This is a genomic window from Deltaproteobacteria bacterium RIFCSPHIGHO2_02_FULL_44_16, from assembly GCA_001798185.1.
Classification (GTDB): domain Bacteria; phylum UBA10199; class UBA10199; order 2-02-FULL-44-16; family 2-02-FULL-44-16; genus 2-02-FULL-44-16.
The window spans coordinates 1-15,857 of the sequence record MGRM01000001.1; the positions used below are offsets into that span (position 1 = coordinate 1).

General features: G+C 45.6%; 12 protein-coding genes, 6 tRNA genes and 3 rRNA genes. 2 read left to right on the forward strand and 19 right to left on the reverse strand.

The features are described 5' to 3' along the window. Positions 1-118 precede the first annotated feature (118 nt). From A3C46_09540 to A3C46_09570, 7 genes are all read right to left on the reverse strand, one after another. Positions 119-194 (reverse strand) — tRNA-Thr (locus tag A3C46_09540). A gap of 145 nt (positions 195-339) precedes the next feature. After that, positions 340-410: transfer RNA gene (locus A3C46_09545), tRNA-Gly, on the reverse strand. A 5-nt stretch (positions 411-415) separates the two neighbouring features. Beyond that, positions 416-501 (reverse strand) — tRNA-Tyr (locus A3C46_09550). A 1-nt stretch (position 502) separates the two neighbouring features. Further along, positions 503-574: transfer RNA gene (locus A3C46_09555), tRNA-Thr, on the reverse strand. A 207-nt stretch (positions 575-781) separates the two neighbouring features. Further along, positions 782-2,497, reverse strand: a complete 1,716-nt coding sequence (locus A3C46_09560; protein ID OGQ23673.1) for a hypothetical protein — start codon at positions 2,495-2,497, stop codon at positions 782-784. Further along, positions 2,494-3,228, reverse strand: a complete 735-nt coding sequence (locus tag A3C46_09565) for a 23S rRNA (guanosine(2251)-2'-O)-methyltransferase RlmB (protein OGQ23674.1) — start codon at positions 3,226-3,228, stop codon at positions 2,494-2,496. The genes A3C46_09560 and A3C46_09565 overlap by 4 nt, the downstream gene beginning before the upstream one ends. A gap of 28 nt (positions 3,229-3,256) precedes the next feature. After that, positions 3,257-3,763 carry a hypothetical protein gene (locus A3C46_09570; GenBank protein ID OGQ23675.1) on the reverse strand — a complete coding sequence of 169 codons (507 nt, stop codon included), beginning with the start codon at positions 3,761-3,763 and terminating at the stop codon, positions 3,257-3,259. A 150-nt stretch (positions 3,764-3,913) separates the two neighbouring features. On the opposite strand from A3C46_09570, the gene A3C46_09575 reads away from it, so the two are divergent. Both A3C46_09575 and A3C46_09580 read left to right on the forward strand, forming a co-directional pair. Beyond that, a complete protein-coding gene (locus A3C46_09575) occupies positions 3,914-4,192 on the forward strand; it encodes a hypothetical protein (GenBank protein OGQ23683.1) in 279 nt (92 codons plus the stop codon). Beyond that, positions 4,189-4,845, forward strand: coding sequence for a hypothetical protein (locus A3C46_09580; protein OGQ23676.1), 657 nt, complete (start codon positions 4,189-4,191; stop codon positions 4,843-4,845). The genes A3C46_09575 and A3C46_09580 overlap by 4 nt, the downstream gene beginning before the upstream one ends. An 82-nt stretch (positions 4,846-4,927) precedes the next feature. Here A3C46_09580 and A3C46_09585 read toward each other — a convergent pair whose 3' ends face one another. The 12 genes from A3C46_09585 to A3C46_09640 all read right to left on the reverse strand — a co-directional run. Then, positions 4,928-5,737 (reverse strand): short chain dehydrogenase, encoded by an 810-nt coding sequence (locus A3C46_09585; protein OGQ23684.1) that lies wholly within the window; start codon positions 5,735-5,737, stop codon positions 4,928-4,930. Positions 5,738-5,908: 171 nt separating this feature from the next. Next, the gene (locus A3C46_09590) at positions 5,909-6,277 is read right to left on the reverse strand and encodes a hypothetical protein (GenBank protein ID OGQ23677.1); all 369 of its coding nucleotides are present in this window, start codon (positions 6,275-6,277) and stop codon (positions 5,909-5,911) included. A gap of 199 nt (positions 6,278-6,476) precedes the next feature. Beyond that, the gene (locus A3C46_09595; protein ID OGQ23678.1) at positions 6,477-7,193 is read right to left on the reverse strand and encodes an orotidine 5'-phosphate decarboxylase; all 717 of its coding nucleotides are present in this window, start codon (positions 7,191-7,193) and stop codon (positions 6,477-6,479) included. A gap of 22 nt (positions 7,194-7,215) precedes the next feature. After that, a complete protein-coding gene (locus tag A3C46_09600; GenBank protein OGQ23679.1) occupies positions 7,216-8,460 on the reverse strand; it encodes a proline--tRNA ligase in 1,245 nt (414 codons plus the stop codon). Further along, positions 8,439-9,794, reverse strand: coding sequence for a hypothetical protein (locus A3C46_09605; GenBank protein ID OGQ23680.1), 1,356 nt, complete (start codon positions 9,792-9,794; stop codon positions 8,439-8,441). Before A3C46_09605 ends, A3C46_09600 begins: the two co-directional genes overlap by 22 nt. Then, the gene (locus tag A3C46_09610; GenBank protein OGQ23681.1) at positions 9,791-10,423 is read right to left on the reverse strand and encodes a hypothetical protein; all 633 of its coding nucleotides are present in this window, start codon (positions 10,421-10,423) and stop codon (positions 9,791-9,793) included. The genes A3C46_09605 and A3C46_09610 overlap by 4 nt, the downstream gene beginning before the upstream one ends. A 146-nt stretch (positions 10,424-10,569) precedes the next feature. After that, complete coding sequence (locus A3C46_09615; protein ID OGQ23682.1) at positions 10,570-11,088, reverse strand: hypothetical protein; 519 nt, start codon at positions 11,086-11,088, stop codon at positions 10,570-10,572. Positions 11,089-11,202: 114 nt separating this feature from the next. Then, a 5S ribosomal RNA gene (rrf, locus tag A3C46_09620) occupies positions 11,203-11,319 on the reverse strand. A gap of 76 nt (positions 11,320-11,395) precedes the next feature. Continuing rightward, positions 11,396-14,360 (reverse strand): 23S ribosomal RNA (locus A3C46_09625). 103 nt (positions 14,361-14,463) lie between these two features. Then, positions 14,464-14,539, reverse strand: a tRNA-Ala gene (locus A3C46_09630). Between the two features lie 2 nt (positions 14,540-14,541). Further along, positions 14,542-14,618 (reverse strand) — tRNA-Ile (locus tag A3C46_09635). Positions 14,619-14,724: 106 nt separating this feature from the next. Further along, positions 14,725-15,857, reverse strand: a 16S ribosomal RNA gene (locus A3C46_09640); the annotation flags it as partial.

Sequence of the window (15,857 nt, forward strand, 5' to 3'; positions counted from 1 at the left end):
CTATCGTCCCCACGTTCACATGCGGCTTCTTCCTCTCATACTTTTCCTTCGACATAACAATCCTCCCTATAAAAAATTCTGAACGGACTTCGTGAACGAAAAACGAATCGCTAAATTTTTGAGCCGAGAACGGGATTCGAACCCGTGACCCCATCCTTACCATGGATGCGCTCTGCCGACTGAGCTATCTCGGCAATGTCAATCGGCGATAAACTTCGCATTGGTTCGTTGTTTTCGTCGACACTCCTTGCGACGTACAATCTGAGTACGTCTCAGTCGGTCTCCTCAATCATCTCCCACTGCTCGTTTCTCCCCGATCTTTCACCAGTAACGTTTCAGAGCGGGAGAAGGGAATCGAACCCTCGTGGCCAGCTTGGAAGGCTGGAGCTTTACCATTAAGCTACTCCCGCAAAACTTGTGGAGAGGGGAGGATTCGAACCTCCGAAGGCAAAAGCCGGCAGATTTACAGTCTGCTCCCTTTGGCCGCTCGGGAACCTCTCCGAGCTGGCGAGAGGATTTGAACCTCCAACCTACTGATTACAAATCAGTTGCTCTACCGTTGAGCTACGCCAGCAATCTCAACTTTTTCTTCAGCTTCTTTTTTAAAAGAACAAATTCATGCAGGAAGACAAACCCCTGCATTTCCATCATCTTAAATCGCAATATGTTGAAATAAAATTAACCTCGAGTTGAATGAGCCAGCTTAAAGTGGGCGAAAACTAGGAGAGAACCTAAACGATGTCAAGGGGTTTTCCACAAAAAAGGGGTCTTTTCTTCATCATTATTGATGCTGTAGCGCTGTCAAAAACGATTTGGCGGCGTCAAATTTCGGATCGTTTCGGATGGCATGTTGCAAAAGCGTCTCTGCCTCATAGACCTTTCCTTCCATGAGCCGAGCTTGAGCTGTGAGCAAAAGAACCGATGGAACATATGGGTAAGCTTCAGAGAGTTTCTCAATTGCAGGAAAAGCTTCTTGAAAATGGCCATCAAGAAAATTCATACTGGCATAGTTGAAAAGAGGATCAAAAGCGGTTGGTGCTAAAACATAACTATATTTTGCCGATACAAGGCGATGAGGATTTTCCGGATTTTTACTTTCATACAAAAAATAAAGTGAAAGATGATACATGAAAAGCAACAACGTTGATGCAAACACAACCGCCGTTGCTATTTTTCGAAAAGATAAAAGCTTTATTGCCGGAACCGTGAGGATTGGAGAGACATATCTCCATAAAATCGCAACAAAGGGAGCCATCATAAGACGGGAAAGCGAAAAAAGAAAACTAACACTGAATTGCCAACTGATCAGAAATCCCACAAGTCCAGCGAGCGCTGTGAGGATCAAAAGTTGATCATGCCCATTCTCTGTTTTTGATAAAGTTTTTCCTCCAACAACAAAAAGGGAGACAAAAAAACCAAACAAACCGATCACGCCCAAAACACCTAACTCGGCGACTTGATGAAGCATCTCATTGTGTGGATGCATAAACCAAACCGTACTACTGTTGAGATGACCTTTCGCATATTCGGGATAAGTGAAACGAAACGTTCCAGCTCCCCATCCGAACATCGGCTTTTCTCGGATCATTGAAGCTGTAATTTCATAAGCTTTTAAACGCTTTGACGTGAACCGATGAAAAGCTTCTTGTGACGAAAAACCTTTCTTCAAATCGAACTTCATGTTCCAAAAAATATCGAAAGTATCGGAAGCATTTTTGGAAAGAAAAGAAGAATGATATTTCGTGAAAAGAAAAAGAGAGATGGCGATCACCGCAGTTGCGATCATTATTGGTTTCCAGCGTAGATATCGATAGCGCAAAAGAAAAAAGAGAAAGAGAAGACCAGAAACAAATGCTCCAAGAATACTTGATCGATTCAGCGAAACCCAAAGACCTCCAAAAATCATAACAAAGAGAAAGGCCCAAAAAAATTTTTCCCATTTTCGTGACGCCGTAAGGAAAAGAAATACCGCCAAAGGGAGATGAGCCATCATTACATCGCCATAGTAACTCGTGTGACCAATGGGAGTAAAAAATTTTGAGATTACTGTGTAAGTCCAGAGATGAAATACGTCTGTAATTTCAAGAAATGTTTGCAGCACGATAAGGGCAGTAGAAATGGTGGTAAAGATGAAAAGTTTTCGGAATGGAAAGTCTTTCCGTTGAAGAAGCGCCCATGCCAAGCCAATCCACAACAGCAAACGACTGAAAGAAAGAAAACTCTCATAGGGAGCAGAAGAAATGAAAAGTGAACAAAGAAGAACAATAAAATAAAGAGAAAGAAAAATTCCAGCTGCACTGAATTGAACAAATGGCTTTGAAGACCGTCGCATCAATTGAAATAAAATGCAGATTCCCGCACCAAAATAGAAAAGCGTATTTTTCCAGTCATCAAAAAGTCGTGGCCAAGCAGAGGAAAAAGTCCAAAAAAGAGAGATCCACCAAAAAAGAAAAAGACCGCTCATAACGCGATGAAGAGTAAAAAAAGAGATCATCATTTTGAACGTTGGCTTATGACTTGCGACATAATGATAGCTCCTGCAGCTGAAACATTCAGTGAATCAAGTTTTCCTGACATCGGAATAGAAATGAGAACATCGCAGGATTCTTTCACGAGCCGTCGCATCCCCTTTCCTTCTCCACCGAGCACGAGAGCTATAGGATGATTTTTAAAGTCTGTTTCAAAAAGGTTTTTCTCTTCGCCCCCCTCGGCCCCATAAATCCAGTAGCCTTTTTCTTTCAAGAGGTTAATCGTAGAAGTCACATTTGTCACTTGAACAATTGAGAGCCATTCTGTGGCACCTGAAGCAGCACGCGTCGTCGCAGGTCCTACAGGAGCCGAGTTATCTTTTGGGAGGCAAACACCAGCGACTCCGAGCTGATGAGCTGTTCGAAGCAAAGAACCCAAGTTTTGGGGATCAAGAACGCCATCGAGAATGAGAAGCACATTCCCCTCTTTCGAAGAGGCGAGAATATCTTTAAGATCAGAAAAGGCGAAAGCCTCGACTCTCGCAGCAATCCCCTGATTTTTTTCGACACGCGAAATTTTTTCGATCTCTTCTCGAGAAACCAATCGATAGGGAATATTGTATTCTCGCGCAAACATTTCCATTTCATCTGCAGTTTTTTCTTTTTTCCCACTCGCAAGATAAATTTCAAAACACTTCCGCTTCCCCGCTCGAAGCACTTCGATAATCGCATTCTTTCCGCAGATGATTTCGGTTTTCATGATTGAGCCTCAAGGCTTTTATAAAAGCCTACCAGGATTCTTTTTCAACAAGTTTATTATATTCATCCCAAGAAAGATTTCTTCCTGGAAAAGCAATATTTTGAAATCTCCATTCTTTTCCCAACCAACTTTTTAATTCTTCATAAAAGTGAGACTCGATATTCTTGCTCGAATTTCGAAACCAAAAATCAACACGAGCATCATAGTTTGTTGCTGAAGTAGGTCGAATATAAAGACATCCGATACAAGAAGTTCTTTCAACATTTAAAATGGTGTAGGCATACGCAACACTCTGTTCAAATTCTCTCAAATGCCTTTCAAGATCCTCAAGATTTTGTTCTTTTGTATATTCTTTCGTAGGCCAATCATTGGTAGGACCAAATATTCCCTGAAGCTCATCGATGCTTGAAGTCCAAGCCTCATAATCCATGTCATTATGCTGTGGTGCAAGAACTTCGAGCACATAATTCGATCGAACCACTTCTCGCGGAGGTTTAAAACGAGGAGGTAATTTGAGAGTATTTGTATATTTCAAGAAGCTGCCTCAAGGCGGATGAAATATTTTTGAAATTGTTCCATTTCGCTCTTCATAAACACCTCCATTTGAGGTGTCAACAAGAGCAAAGAGGATGCGAATACTAAAAAATGCTTCACTTTTATGAAACTCTTTGAAAGAAGAACGCTTATGAAAAAAGCAACGACGGCGTCTGACGCAATACATCTTGAACAAATTCCGAATATTGGAAAATCAGTTGCAAATGATCTGCGCTTGATTGGTATCACGAAGCCGATACAGTTGCGCGGCAAAGATCCGCTGAAACTTTATCAAAAAATAAATATCGTGACTCGCACGCACCATGATCCATGTCTTCTCGATACCTTCATGGCCGCTGTTGATTTCATGAATGGTGGCAGACCGAAACCGTGGTGGAAGTTTACGGAGAGGAGAAAGGGAATACGATGAAAACAATACTTTGTTATGGCGACTCAAACACCTATGGCTGTAAACCTCTCAGTAGTGAAATGCTGAAAAAATTCATTCCGGGAAATCTTCGATTTTCCAAAGATCAAAGGTGGTCGGGTATCCTCGCACAAAAATTTGAAAACAAATGTGACGTTATTGAGGAAGGACTTAATGCACGAACAACCGTGTGGGACGATCCAATGAATCCATTTCGAAATGGAAAGGAATACCTCGTACCCTGTTTAGAGAGCCACGCCCCTGTTGATATTGTCATACTCATGCTTGGCACAAATGATTTTAAGACTCGTTTCTCTCTTTCTGCTTATGATGTTTCTTTGGGTATCGCATCACTAATAGAGATTATCAAAAGTAGTGGTGCGGGCCCAAATGGGACATCTCCAAAAATTCTTCTCATCTCACCCGCTGCAATAACACATCTCACCGATTTTGCTGATATGTTCGGTGCAACAGCTCAAGCCAGATCAAAAGAATTGTCTTCACGTCTTCAAAGAGTAGCAGCAAATCATGCATGCGATTTCCTCGATGCCGGTCAAATTGTTACGACAAGTGAAATTGATGGCTTTCATCTTGATGCAGATTCCCATACAAAACTAGGGGAAGCTGTTTTCAAAGTCATCACTCAGATGCTTTGATAGAAGAAAGCAGAAACTAAAAAAAGAATTGAGAGAATAACCAGAAAGTGTCTGACACTTATTGGTTAAGCATTCCATGCCCTCAAGAAAAAATGAGTAATTCCTTTGTCGGATCAACAGCGTATTTGGAAAAATCAGTCCTGCCACGATCACGAAGAACATCTTCGTCAAAAAGTGTTTTTCCTGTGAGCTGACAACCGGTTGTCGTGATCATTTCATATGCGGCTTCAGCCATAATTTCTGGAGTACGACTTTGTTTCATCATCTCTTCACCGAAATGAACTTGAATCGCGGCTGTCGCAATCGATGTTCTTGGCCAGAGTGAATTGACGGCAATGCCATATTGGTTCAACTCTGACGAAAGACCAATCGTGCATATTGTCATTCCATATTTCGAAATCATATACGCAAGATTTTGCTTCAGCCATTTTGTTTCAAAATTTATCGGCGGTGACATATTCAAAATGTGAGCATTTTTTGATTTCTTTAAATAAGGAAGTGTTTTCTGTGCACACAGAAAAACAGCTCGCGCATTCACTGATTGCACCAAATCATACCGCTTCATGGGAGTTGTTTCGAGAGAAGCCAGATGAATGGCCCCAGCATTATTGATGAGAACATCAACGCCACCAAATTTCTCAACAGTTTTCGAAACCATTACTTCAATTTGAGCTTCATCGCGCACATCGACTTGGATGGGAAGAACATTTCCACCGGCTGCTTCAACTTCTTCTGCAACCGTATAAATCGACCCTTCCAGTTTCGGATGCTTCTCCGTTGTCTTCGATGCAATAACGATATTCGCGCCGTCACGTGCACACTTCAGCGCAATGGCTCTTCCAATACCACGACTCGCACCCGTGATGATGATCGTTTTATTTTTTAGCTTCATCTCATTTCTATCTTTCGCCATGACGTTGAATTACCAATAAGTGTCTGACACTTATTGGTCTTTTATATGGAGATCAACGAGAAACAAGCAAAGCGAGGCCCGATGGAAAGTAAAAAGGGGGCGGTCTCACGACCGTCCCCCTTCTTGAGAAAGGAGGGTTAGGGTTCTTTATTAAGCATCAAACTTGCGAGTCTCATTTTCCGAAAAAGTTTGCTGTTTCTGAAGCATCAAATCGCGTTCAAATTCGTCGAGCGCATATGGATCAAAGTTCTGAAGTTTTTCACGCGCCTCACAATACACTTGATGACAATTTTGCATATATTCTAAAAGTTCTTCACGACGTTCATGAGCAACTCCTTTGTCATCATATTCAAGTCGCGCATATTCGTGATTGATTGAACTTGTTGCCATCTTCAATTGAAGATCGAGAAGATATTTGAGCGATGAACTTTCCGTCGCCTCGCCGGTGATCGGAAGAATCGCAATCATCTTTTGATCTCTCTGCTCAAGCATCCCTTCCATGTTCCATTTGTGTGCCATACATCCTCCTTACTTCGGTCGCTTCAACCTTCAAGAATGCGAAGTACATGCCAAACACGAAAAAACTTGAAGAATACATCGTAATTAGTTGATTTTTAATTGTTTTTTATAAACCCTTCAGGCGAAGAAATGTGAGGCTAAAGAACATAAAGGAGGGCCGCCAGGCCCCTTTTGGGGGGATATCTCCCCAGGAGGAATTTTAGGAAATTTCCTTCAAAATCTGCTGCACTACCGCGTGTGGATCTTTGGCTTGAACCACAGGACGACCGATCACCAGATAATCTGCTCCAGCTGCAATTGCCATCACTGGCGCTGCAAACCGACGTTGATCAAGGGGTGCGCTTCCAAGAGGACGCACACCGGTAGTCACAATCAGAAAACGCTCACCACATGCTTTTCGCACAGGTTTAATTTCAAGCGGGCTCGCAACGACGCCCTGAAATCCACATTTTTTTGCGAGCTGCGCTAAACGAACCACCTGTTCGCGCACCTCAAATTGCACTCCGACATCCGCGAGCGTCTCCATACTTGTCAGCACCGTCACGGCAAGAAGCAGCGGCATTTCGGTTTTACTTCCAGCAGCATCCTCCGCAGCATGCGCAGCGCGTCGAAGCATTTCTGTTCCGCCAGTCGCATGCACCGTTAACATCGCGACCCCAAGTTTTGTCGCATGCCTTACCGCAAGTTCCACGGTCGAAGGAATATCGTGATATTTTAAATCGAGAAAAACCTTACATTGGTGATCATGAACCATCTTGATGACATCAGGACCGAGCGCTGTATAGGTGGGAAGCCCAATCTCAAAAATATGAACTTCCTTCTTCAGAAGTTTTACCATCTTCTCAGCATCTCTCATACGATCTGCGAGAAGTGCGACGATCAATCGATCCCGATACTCAACTTTTTTTTCTACCATCGGCGCTCCAGGTCTTCTCTCATCACTTCACAATTTTAAGAAAATGTGTGCGTACGTGATCAAATTTTACTTTTTCTACTGTTCCGGTTTTGCGTTCCTTCCATTCCACCACACCCTCTTTCAGTCCCTTACTCCCCACAACAACCTGATAAGGAATCCCAATTAAATCTGCATCAGCAAATTTCACTCCGGGCCGTTCATCACGATCATCAAGAAGTGGTTCCAAGTCCTTTGCTTGAATCTCCTGTGCAATCTTATTCGCAACTTCCAAAACTTCAAATTCTGTTCCGAGAGGAATCACTTCAATTTGAAAAGGAGCAATCGGAAGCGGCCAGATTATTCCTCGCTCATCGTGATTCTGTTCAATCGCTGCTGCCGCAGTGCGACCGATACCGATACCGTAGCATCCCATGACAAGCGGAACTTCATTTCCTTTTTCATCCAGGAAATTTGCTTTCATCGCCTCCGAATATTTCGTTCCCAGAAAAAAGACCTGCCCTACCTCAATGCCGCGAAAATTCTCTAATGAAGATTGGCAACGAGGACATTTCTCAGAATTTTTGAGCTCACTATTGATCGCATATTCACATTTCGTGCAGGCAAAGATTTGATCTTCTCCTGATGCCGCGAGCACCTGAAACTCGTGCGACTTTGTGCCACCGATAGCGCCGGTTGCAGCTTCAACAGCGCGAAAATCGAGTCCACATCGTTTAAAGATGCGAATATACGCCTCATACATTTTTTGATAGGTTTGAAGAGAATGAGGTTCATCGCGATCAAAGGAATAACTATCTTTCATGATAAATTCACGCCCACGCATCAGTCCAAAACGAGGACGAATTTCATCACGAAATTTTGTCTGAATTTGAAAAAGATTTTTCGGAAGATCGCGATAGGATCGAATTTCGCGACGCGCTAAATCGGTAATTGCTTCTTCATGAGTTGGACCAACACAAAATTCTCGATCATGTCGATCTTTAAAGCGAAGTAATTCTTTTCCATACACATCCCATCTTTTGGATTCCTTCCAAAGTTCTGCTGGCATGACAATCGGAAGAAGAAGTTCATGGGCGCCGCTTTTTTCCATTTCAGATCGAATGATACCTTCGATTTTTCGAAGCACTCGTAAGCAGAGAGGAAGATACGTATAAACTCCAGCCGCAAGCTTTCGAATATAACCAGCTCGTAGCATGAGTTGATGGCTTATGACTTCGGCATCACTCGGAGCTTCGCGAAGCGTTGGAATCAAGAGTTCTGAGTAACGCATGAGCCGTCTCCCTTTTGAAAGTAACGTCGTTTTCTCGCGATCATAAAAATTGAAGCTATAATGCTGACTCCCAGTAAAACATTGGTGCTGTTATTCCCTCGCATTAATCCACAACCACTGGATCCCTCTTTTGGTAAACCCGCTGACGCAGAGGTATTGCTATTTGGTTTCAAATTTTTACACGGATTTGCAGCCGTCACTTTTACGACGGGCATCTCCATCACCTCGCCCCCCTTGCTACATTCAACGGTCGATTTTCCATCCGATGTTTCAATCGTTGCAGCCGTAAATCCTTGAGGAGGATTGGGAAGCGGTTCAAATCCGGACTGGCCTATATATTGTGATGGGAGTTGTTCATAGAGCACTTGATATTTTTTTTCAGGAACAATGCCGTAAAGAGTGTAGTCGCTGTTTGGTTCACATCCTGGATACAGCACACCAGAGACAAAAGCACGCACATCTTCTTTCGTCAGTCCTTCAGATTCGCCCACACGCTGCGCAAGAAGATTAACACCGCGAAGAGGAATACTTTTATCATCCTCCACGCGGCCGCGTATGATACAAAACTCTGAATGAAAAGTTGTGCTCGGATACATCCACGAAATAGTTACTTTATCATCGCGAGCTAAATTAATTTGAAGGGGTGTTTTCAGCTCTGGAAACATGGTCGGAATAAATTCTCCATCAACACAAGCACCGTCTTTTTTACAGGCAAGAGCAGCGGCCGCCATTGTTGAACCATGATCCAAATTTAAAAAATGTCCTATTTCATGAAGTCCAGAGGCACGATGAAGCATTTCCGCGCGGGCTTGATCGGGATCAAGCCGATTATTTTCGAGAAGATATCCACTTAAAATAGTAACGCCTCGCAATATTTTTTTACCATCTCCGGAAGAAAGGAGTGGAGCTGTCACTCCAATGATCAGAGTTTTATCGATGCCAATATCTTCGAGAATAGATCCGTCAGGATCAAAAATAACAGCGGAAGGTCCCTCTGTTGCAGAGAGATATTCGTGATAGTTGGTTTTATCGACATCCTTTCCAAGACTCCCCCCCGACTTTATCGTTATATCCACTGTCTTAACGGAACGACCATCTGCTGTCTGCATGGTGACATTACTCCAAGTTGAAAAAGCTTCTTGCACCCATTGCACCGCTTTTTGATTATTCACATTGGTCGCAAGTGAGCCATCATCATGGAACCATTCCACTGTATTTTTATCCCATCGTTGTGCGGTCCCACTCTTATTCACCGTATCAATGGCAATGGGACCTCCTGCAGAGAGATCCAAAGAAAACAGGAGCAATAAAAAAGTATAAAGAATTTTTTTCATCGCGCATTCTCCCCAAGAGCATTCACGAGGTCTACAAAACTTTGAAGTGAAATCACGGAACCATCCTGACTCGATGCTGATTTCGCGGCAGTCAATGTTTTTTGAACTCCTTGTTTTACGGGTAAATTCTGAAATAAAGATGTGCTTAAAAATTTATTCGTGACTGATTTTGTCCCATTTGCTTGAACCACCACATCAAAAACTCCTTGTTCAAGACCAACGGTAGAAGAGAGTCCTGTCGCGGGACTGCGTCGCGTTGTAAAAAGAACATATTCTTTATTTTTTTCAAATTGAGGGAGACCGATAATAAAAGAGACATTCATTTTTGCCGCCTCTTCTCTCGTAGCTCCATATTGAACAAACTCGAACAGTTCTCCCTCTTTTTTCTGTTGAGGTCCTTTGATCCATTGTCCAATACGAAATGTATACTTTGTAACAAGGAGTCCACCTGAGAAACGAGCATCGGGAAGAAGCTCTACTCGTCGATCAATACACGTTCCCACAAAGGAGGCTTCTGCTGTTTGAGTAATATGTTCAAGATTTGCATGTATCGCTTGCGTGCTGTAAGCAAGAGAAGAAAGAAAAAAGGGAAAGACTATAAAAACAGAGAGATAGAAATATCGAAACATGAATTCTCCTTTTTTATTCATTGAAGAAAAAGGAATCTATCGAGAAGTATGATGAGAGTCAATGAAGCTCCGCCGTATAAATCGCACAAAAACAAAGGGCGATTCATGATGAATCGCCCTTTTTGAAAATTCTTTCTGAAAAATTATTATTTGGCTGGCGTTTCTGAGTCTTCCTCTGCTGGAACCACAACCACTCCCCATCCTTCTGGCTTTTCTCCCTTTGTAAGTTTGAGAGAAGATTTTGCACAAGGATCTCCTAATTGTCCATCAACTTTTGTTTCAATAATTTCCAGCGAACCTTCTGCGCCTTCTTCATTAAACGAAAGATTATAAACACTGCTTACTTCTCCCTCTTCCATTAAAATTGTCGCATTATTTCCTGCAAGAGTGCCGCGACCTTCAGTGGCATCTTCAAACTGAATACTCACCACATCACCTGCCTGAATCACATCGATTGAAAGCGGTCCCTCGACAACCACATCTGCTTGGCAGGTATTTGTTTCATTCGTCATCTCTCCACTATAAAATCCCTGATAAGCGCTTGCAGCAGCAACATCAGGATCTGCTGGAGGAGGAGCACTTACTGTTTTACTTTTACTATCAAAAGCAGAACAGGATGCGATGAATAAAAGTGATGCGAGAACAACGAAAATGCGACTCCCCATAAAATCCTCCTTATAGTGTTTGACTCAATCCTCGTATCGCAGGTTTCTCAAAGAAGTTGCGTGTTTTTTAGATAAAAAAAGCCCCGCGTTTCCACGGGGCTTTTTTCGAATTTAATCCGGCAACGTCCTACTCTCCCACACACCATAGTGTGAAGTACCATCGGCGCTGAGGGGCTTAACTGCCGAGTTCGGAATGGGATCGGGTGTGACCCCCTCGCTATAATCACCGGAAATTTTATGTTCAAATCAACATCAAATGAGGTCTCTAAGCTTCCCCTGCCCACTGCTTCTGCGCAATGGGCAGGAAAATAAATGGTTAAGTCGATCGGTCGATTAGTACGGGTCAGCTCCACGCATTACTGCGCTTCCACGCCCCGCCTATCAAACTCGTCGTCTTCAAGTGACCTTCAGGGATACCTTATCTTGAGGTCGGTTTCCTGCTTAGATGCTTTCAGCAGTTATCCGATCCGTACATAGCTACCCGGCTATGCCGCTGGCGCGACAACCGGTGGACCAGAGGTACGTCCATCCCGGTCCTCTCGTACTAGGGACAGCTCCTCTCAAGTATCCTTCGCCCACAGCAGATAGGGACCGAACTGTCTCGCGACGTTCTGAACCCAGCTCACGTACCACTTTAATTGGCGAACAGCCAAACCCTTGGGACCGACTCCAGCCCCAGGATGTGATGAGCCGACATCGAGGTGCCAAACCGCCGCGTCGATGTGAACTCTTGGCGGCGATCAGCCTGTTATCCCCGGCGTACCTTTTATCCGATAAGTGATGGCCCTTCCATACGGGACCACCAGATCACTAGGACCTGCTTTCGCATCTGCTCGACTTGTATGTCTCGCAGTTAAGCTCCCTTTTGCCCTTACACTCGCCGGCTGGTTTCCAATCAGCCTGAGGGAACCTTCGTGCGCCTCCGTTACTCTTTGGGAGGCAACCGCCCCAGTCAAACTACCCACCAGACAATGTCCTTCTTCCGGATTACGGAAGGAAGTTAGAACTTCAAAGAGATCAGGGTGGTATTTCAAGGTTGGCTCCACCGAAGCTAACGCCTCGGCTTCAAAGCCTCCCACCTATCCTACACAAACCTATCCGAAGCTCACTGCCAAGTTGTAGTAAAGGTGCACAGGGTCTTTCCGTCTTGCTGCGGGTAGGCAGCATCTGCGCTGCCAGTACAATTTCGCTGAGCCCCCTGTTGAGACAGTGTGGCAATCGTTACGCCATTCGTGCAGGTCGGAACTTACCCGACAAGGAATTTCGCTACCTTAGGACCGTTATAGTTACGGCCGCCGTTTACCGGGGCTTCAGTTCAGAGCTTCGCCTTACGGCTAACCCCTCGCTTTAACCTTCCGGCACCGGGCAGGCGTCAGACCCTATACGTCGTCTTTCGACTTAGCAGAGCCCTGTGTTTTTGATAAACAGTCGTCGCCACCTGTTCACTGCGACCTCATAAAGCTTCTCTTCTTATAGATACACTTTCAGAGGCACACCTTCTTCCGAAGTTACGGTGTTAACTTGCAAAGTTCCTTAACAAGGGTTCTCTCAAGCGCCTTAGTCTTCTCGACTCGCCTACGTGTGTCCGTTTACGGTACGGGCACCACCGACATCACGACGAAGCTTTTCTTGGAAGCTTGAACCGGTCACTTTGTGAGGCTTAACGCCTCTCGTCATCACGCTTTGGGATTGACGTCCGGATTTTGCCTGAACGCCTCCTTATACGCTTAAACCACCATCCAATAGGTGGCTGACCTTACACGCTCCGTCCCTCCGTCGAATAACATGCCGGCAGTGGTACAGGAATATTAACCTGTTCTCCATCACCTACTCCCTTGGGCCTCGGCTTAGGCCCCGACTAACCCTGGGCGGATTAACCTTGCCCAGGAAACCTTAGGCTTTCGGCGAACACGTTTCTCACATGTTTTATCGCTACTTATGTCAGCATAATCACTTCTGATACCTCCAGTCGTCGTTACCGTCGACCTTCACAGGCTTACAGAATGCTCCCCTACCACTCCCTGCAAGGCGAACCCTGCAGGAAATCCGCAGCTTCGGTAGATAACTTTAGCCCCGTTGAATTTTCGGCGCAGACTCACTCGACCAGTGAGCTGTTACGCTTTCTTTAAAGGATGGCTGCTTCTAAGCCAACCTCCTGGTTGTCTATGCACTTCCACATCCTTTCACACTTAGTTATCATTTTGGGACCTTAGCTGGCGGTCTGGGCTCTTTCCCTCTCGTCCAAGGACCTTAGCACCCATGGACTGCCTCCCGCACAGTACTTCTCGGCATTCGGAGTTTGATTGGGTTTGGTAATCTGGTAAGACCCCTAGCCCATTCAGTGCTCTACCTCCGAGAGTATTCATGCGAGGCTATACCTCAATATATTTCGGGGAGAACCAGCTATCTCCAGGTTTGATTGGCCTTTCACCCCTAGCCACAGGTCATCCGAGAACTTTTCAACGTTCACCGGTTCGGACCTCCACGCGGTGTTACCCGCGCTTCATCCTGCCCATGGCTAGATCACACTGGTTTCGGGTCTACTGCCCGCAACTTCATCGCCCGGTTAGGACTCGCTTTCGCTACGGCTTCGCTCGTGTAGAGCTTAACCTTGCTGCAAACAGTAACTCACTGACTCATTATGCAAAAGGCACGCTATCAGACATTCCCATCCGAAGATGGGCATAGCCCTTTAGCTGCTTGTAGGCATGCGGTTTCAGGTACTTTTCACTCCCCACTAGGGGTGCTTTTCACCTTTCCCTCGCGGTACTAGTTCGCTATCGGTCATTCGGTAGTATTTAGCCTTGGATGATGGTCCACCCAGATTCCCACAAGATTTCTCGTGTCCCGTGGTACTTGGGATACTGCTAGGGTGCCTTCGGATTTCGATTACGTGGCTATCACACGCTATGGCCGACCTTTCCAGATCGTTCACCTATCCTCCGACAATCCCATATTGCAGTCCCGCAACCCCGACTTCACCGAAGTGAAATCGGTTTAGGCTGTTCCCCTTTCGCTCGCCGCTACTTAGGGAATCTCAATTGATGTCTTTTCCTAGAGGTACTGAGATGGTTCAGTTCCCTCCGTTCGCTTCATGCACCTATGAATTCAGTGCATGATACCTGTCGATAAAGACAGGTGGGTTTCCCCATTCGGAAATCTACGGATCAAAGCTTCCTAAGCAGCTCCCCGTAGCTTATCGCAGCTAGGCACGTCCTTCTTCGCCTCCGAATGCCAAGGCATCCACCACATGCCCTTAATAACTTAACCAAGAACTTGCCTGAAGAGACCTCATTCGAAATTGATTTGAACTTATTTCTACTCGCTATTTAGTTGTCAAAGAACACAAAAAAAATTTTGAGCCTCAGCAAAAGCTGGTGGAGCTGAGGGGATTCGAACCCCTGACATCCAGCTTGCAAAGCTGGCGCTCTACCAACTGAGCTACAGCCCCTTTGGTGGGCCCGGGTAGAATCGAACTACCGACCTCACGCTTATCAGGCGTGCGCTCTTACCAACTGAGCTACGAGCCCGGGCCTTACCTACTCTCAAAGCTGAATAGCGTCTGTTTTTCTTTTGGTTAAGCCTTTGACCGGGTTTGTGTTCGTGTATTGTCCGAAGACAAACACAAAGCACCTTAGAAAGGAGGTGATCCAGCCGCAGGTTCCCCTACGGCTACCTTGTTACGACTTCACCCCAATCATTGCCCATACCTTGGGACGCTCCTTCCTTGCGGTTAGGTGACGCACTTCTGGTATAGACAACTTTCGTGGTGTGACGGGCGGTGTGTACAAGGCCCGGGAACGTATTCACCGCTGCATGCTGATCAGCGATTACTAGCGATTCCAGCTTCATGGTCCCGAGTTGCAGAGACCAATCCGAACTTAGACCGGTTTTTTGAGATTAGCTCCACCTTGCGGTTTGGCAACCCTTTGTACCGGCCATTGTAGTACGTGTGTAGCCCTGGATATAAAGGCCATGAGGACTTGACGTCGTCCCCACCTTCCTCCGGTTTCACACCGGCAGTCTCCCTAGAGTGCTCAGCCGAACTGGTAGCAACTAAGGACAGGGGTTGCGCTCGTTGCGGGACTTAACCCAACATCTCACGACACGAGCTGACGACAGCCATGCAGCACCTGTCTTGGAGTTCCCCGAAGGGCACAGCCTCATCTCTGAAGCCTTCTCCAGATGTCAAATCCAGGTAAGGTTTTTCGCGTTGCGTCGAATTAAACCACATACTCCACCGCTTGTGCGGGCCCCCGTCAATTCCTTTGAGTTTCAACCTTGCGGCCGTACTTCCCAGGCGGTGCACTTAATGGGTTACCGTCGGCACTGAGAGGGTCAAGTCTCCCAACACCTAGTGCACATCGTTTACGGCGTGGACTACCAGGGTATCTAATCCTGTTTGCTCCCCACGCTTTCGCGTCTTAGCGTCAGGATCCATCCAGATCGGCGCTTTCGCCACCGGTGTTCTTCCCAATATCTACGAATTTCACCTCTACACTGGGAATTCCCCGATCCCCTCTGGACCTCTAGAAAGATGGTTTCGAGCGCACTTCCTGGGTTAAGCCCAGGGCTTTCACACCCGACTTCTCTTTCCGCCTACACGCGCTTTACGCCCAGTAATTCCGAACAACGCTTGCACCCTCCGTATTACCGCGGCTGCTGGCACGGAGTTAGCCGGTGCTTCCTTTGGAGGTACCGTCAAACTCATGAGATATTAGCTCACAAGCTTTTCTTTCCTCTCGACAGAGCTTTACGACCCGAAGGCC

What these genes read in the sequence shown, in the direction of transcription:
- A3C46_09560 (OGQ23673.1), bottom strand. Translation starts at nt 2,497, where the DNA reads ATGATGATCTCTTTTTTTACTCTTCATCGCGTTATGAGCGGTCTTTTT.
- A3C46_09565 (OGQ23674.1), bottom strand. Translation starts at nt 3,228, where the DNA reads ATGAAAACCGAAATCATCTGCGGAAAGAATGCGATTATCGAAGTGCTT.
- A3C46_09575 (OGQ23683.1), top strand. Translation starts at nt 3,914, where the DNA reads ATGAAAAAAGCAACGACGGCGTCTGACGCAATACATCTTGAACAAATT.
- A3C46_09580 (OGQ23676.1), top strand. Translation starts at nt 4,189, where the DNA reads ATGAAAACAATACTTTGTTATGGCGACTCAAACACCTATGGCTGTAAA.
- A3C46_09585 (OGQ23684.1), bottom strand. Translation starts at nt 5,737, where the DNA reads ATGAAGCTAAAAAATAAAACGATCATCATCACGGGTGCGAGTCGTGGT.
- A3C46_09590 (OGQ23677.1), bottom strand. Translation starts at nt 6,277, where the DNA reads ATGGCACACAAATGGAACATGGAAGGGATGCTTGAGCAGAGAGATCAA.
- A3C46_09595 (OGQ23678.1), bottom strand. Translation starts at nt 7,193, where the DNA reads ATGGTAGAAAAAAAAGTTGAGTATCGGGATCGATTGATCGTCGCACTT.
- A3C46_09600 (OGQ23679.1), bottom strand. Translation starts at nt 8,460, where the DNA reads ATGCGTTACTCAGAACTCTTGATTCCAACGCTTCGCGAAGCTCCGAGT.
- A3C46_09605 (OGQ23680.1), bottom strand. Translation starts at nt 9,794, where the DNA reads ATGAAAAAAATTCTTTATACTTTTTTATTGCTCCTGTTTTCTTTGGAT.
- A3C46_09610 (OGQ23681.1), bottom strand. Translation starts at nt 10,423, where the DNA reads ATGTTTCGATATTTCTATCTCTCTGTTTTTATAGTCTTTCCCTTTTTT.
- A3C46_09615 (OGQ23682.1), bottom strand. Translation starts at nt 11,088, where the DNA reads ATGGGGAGTCGCATTTTCGTTGTTCTCGCATCACTTTTATTCATCGCA.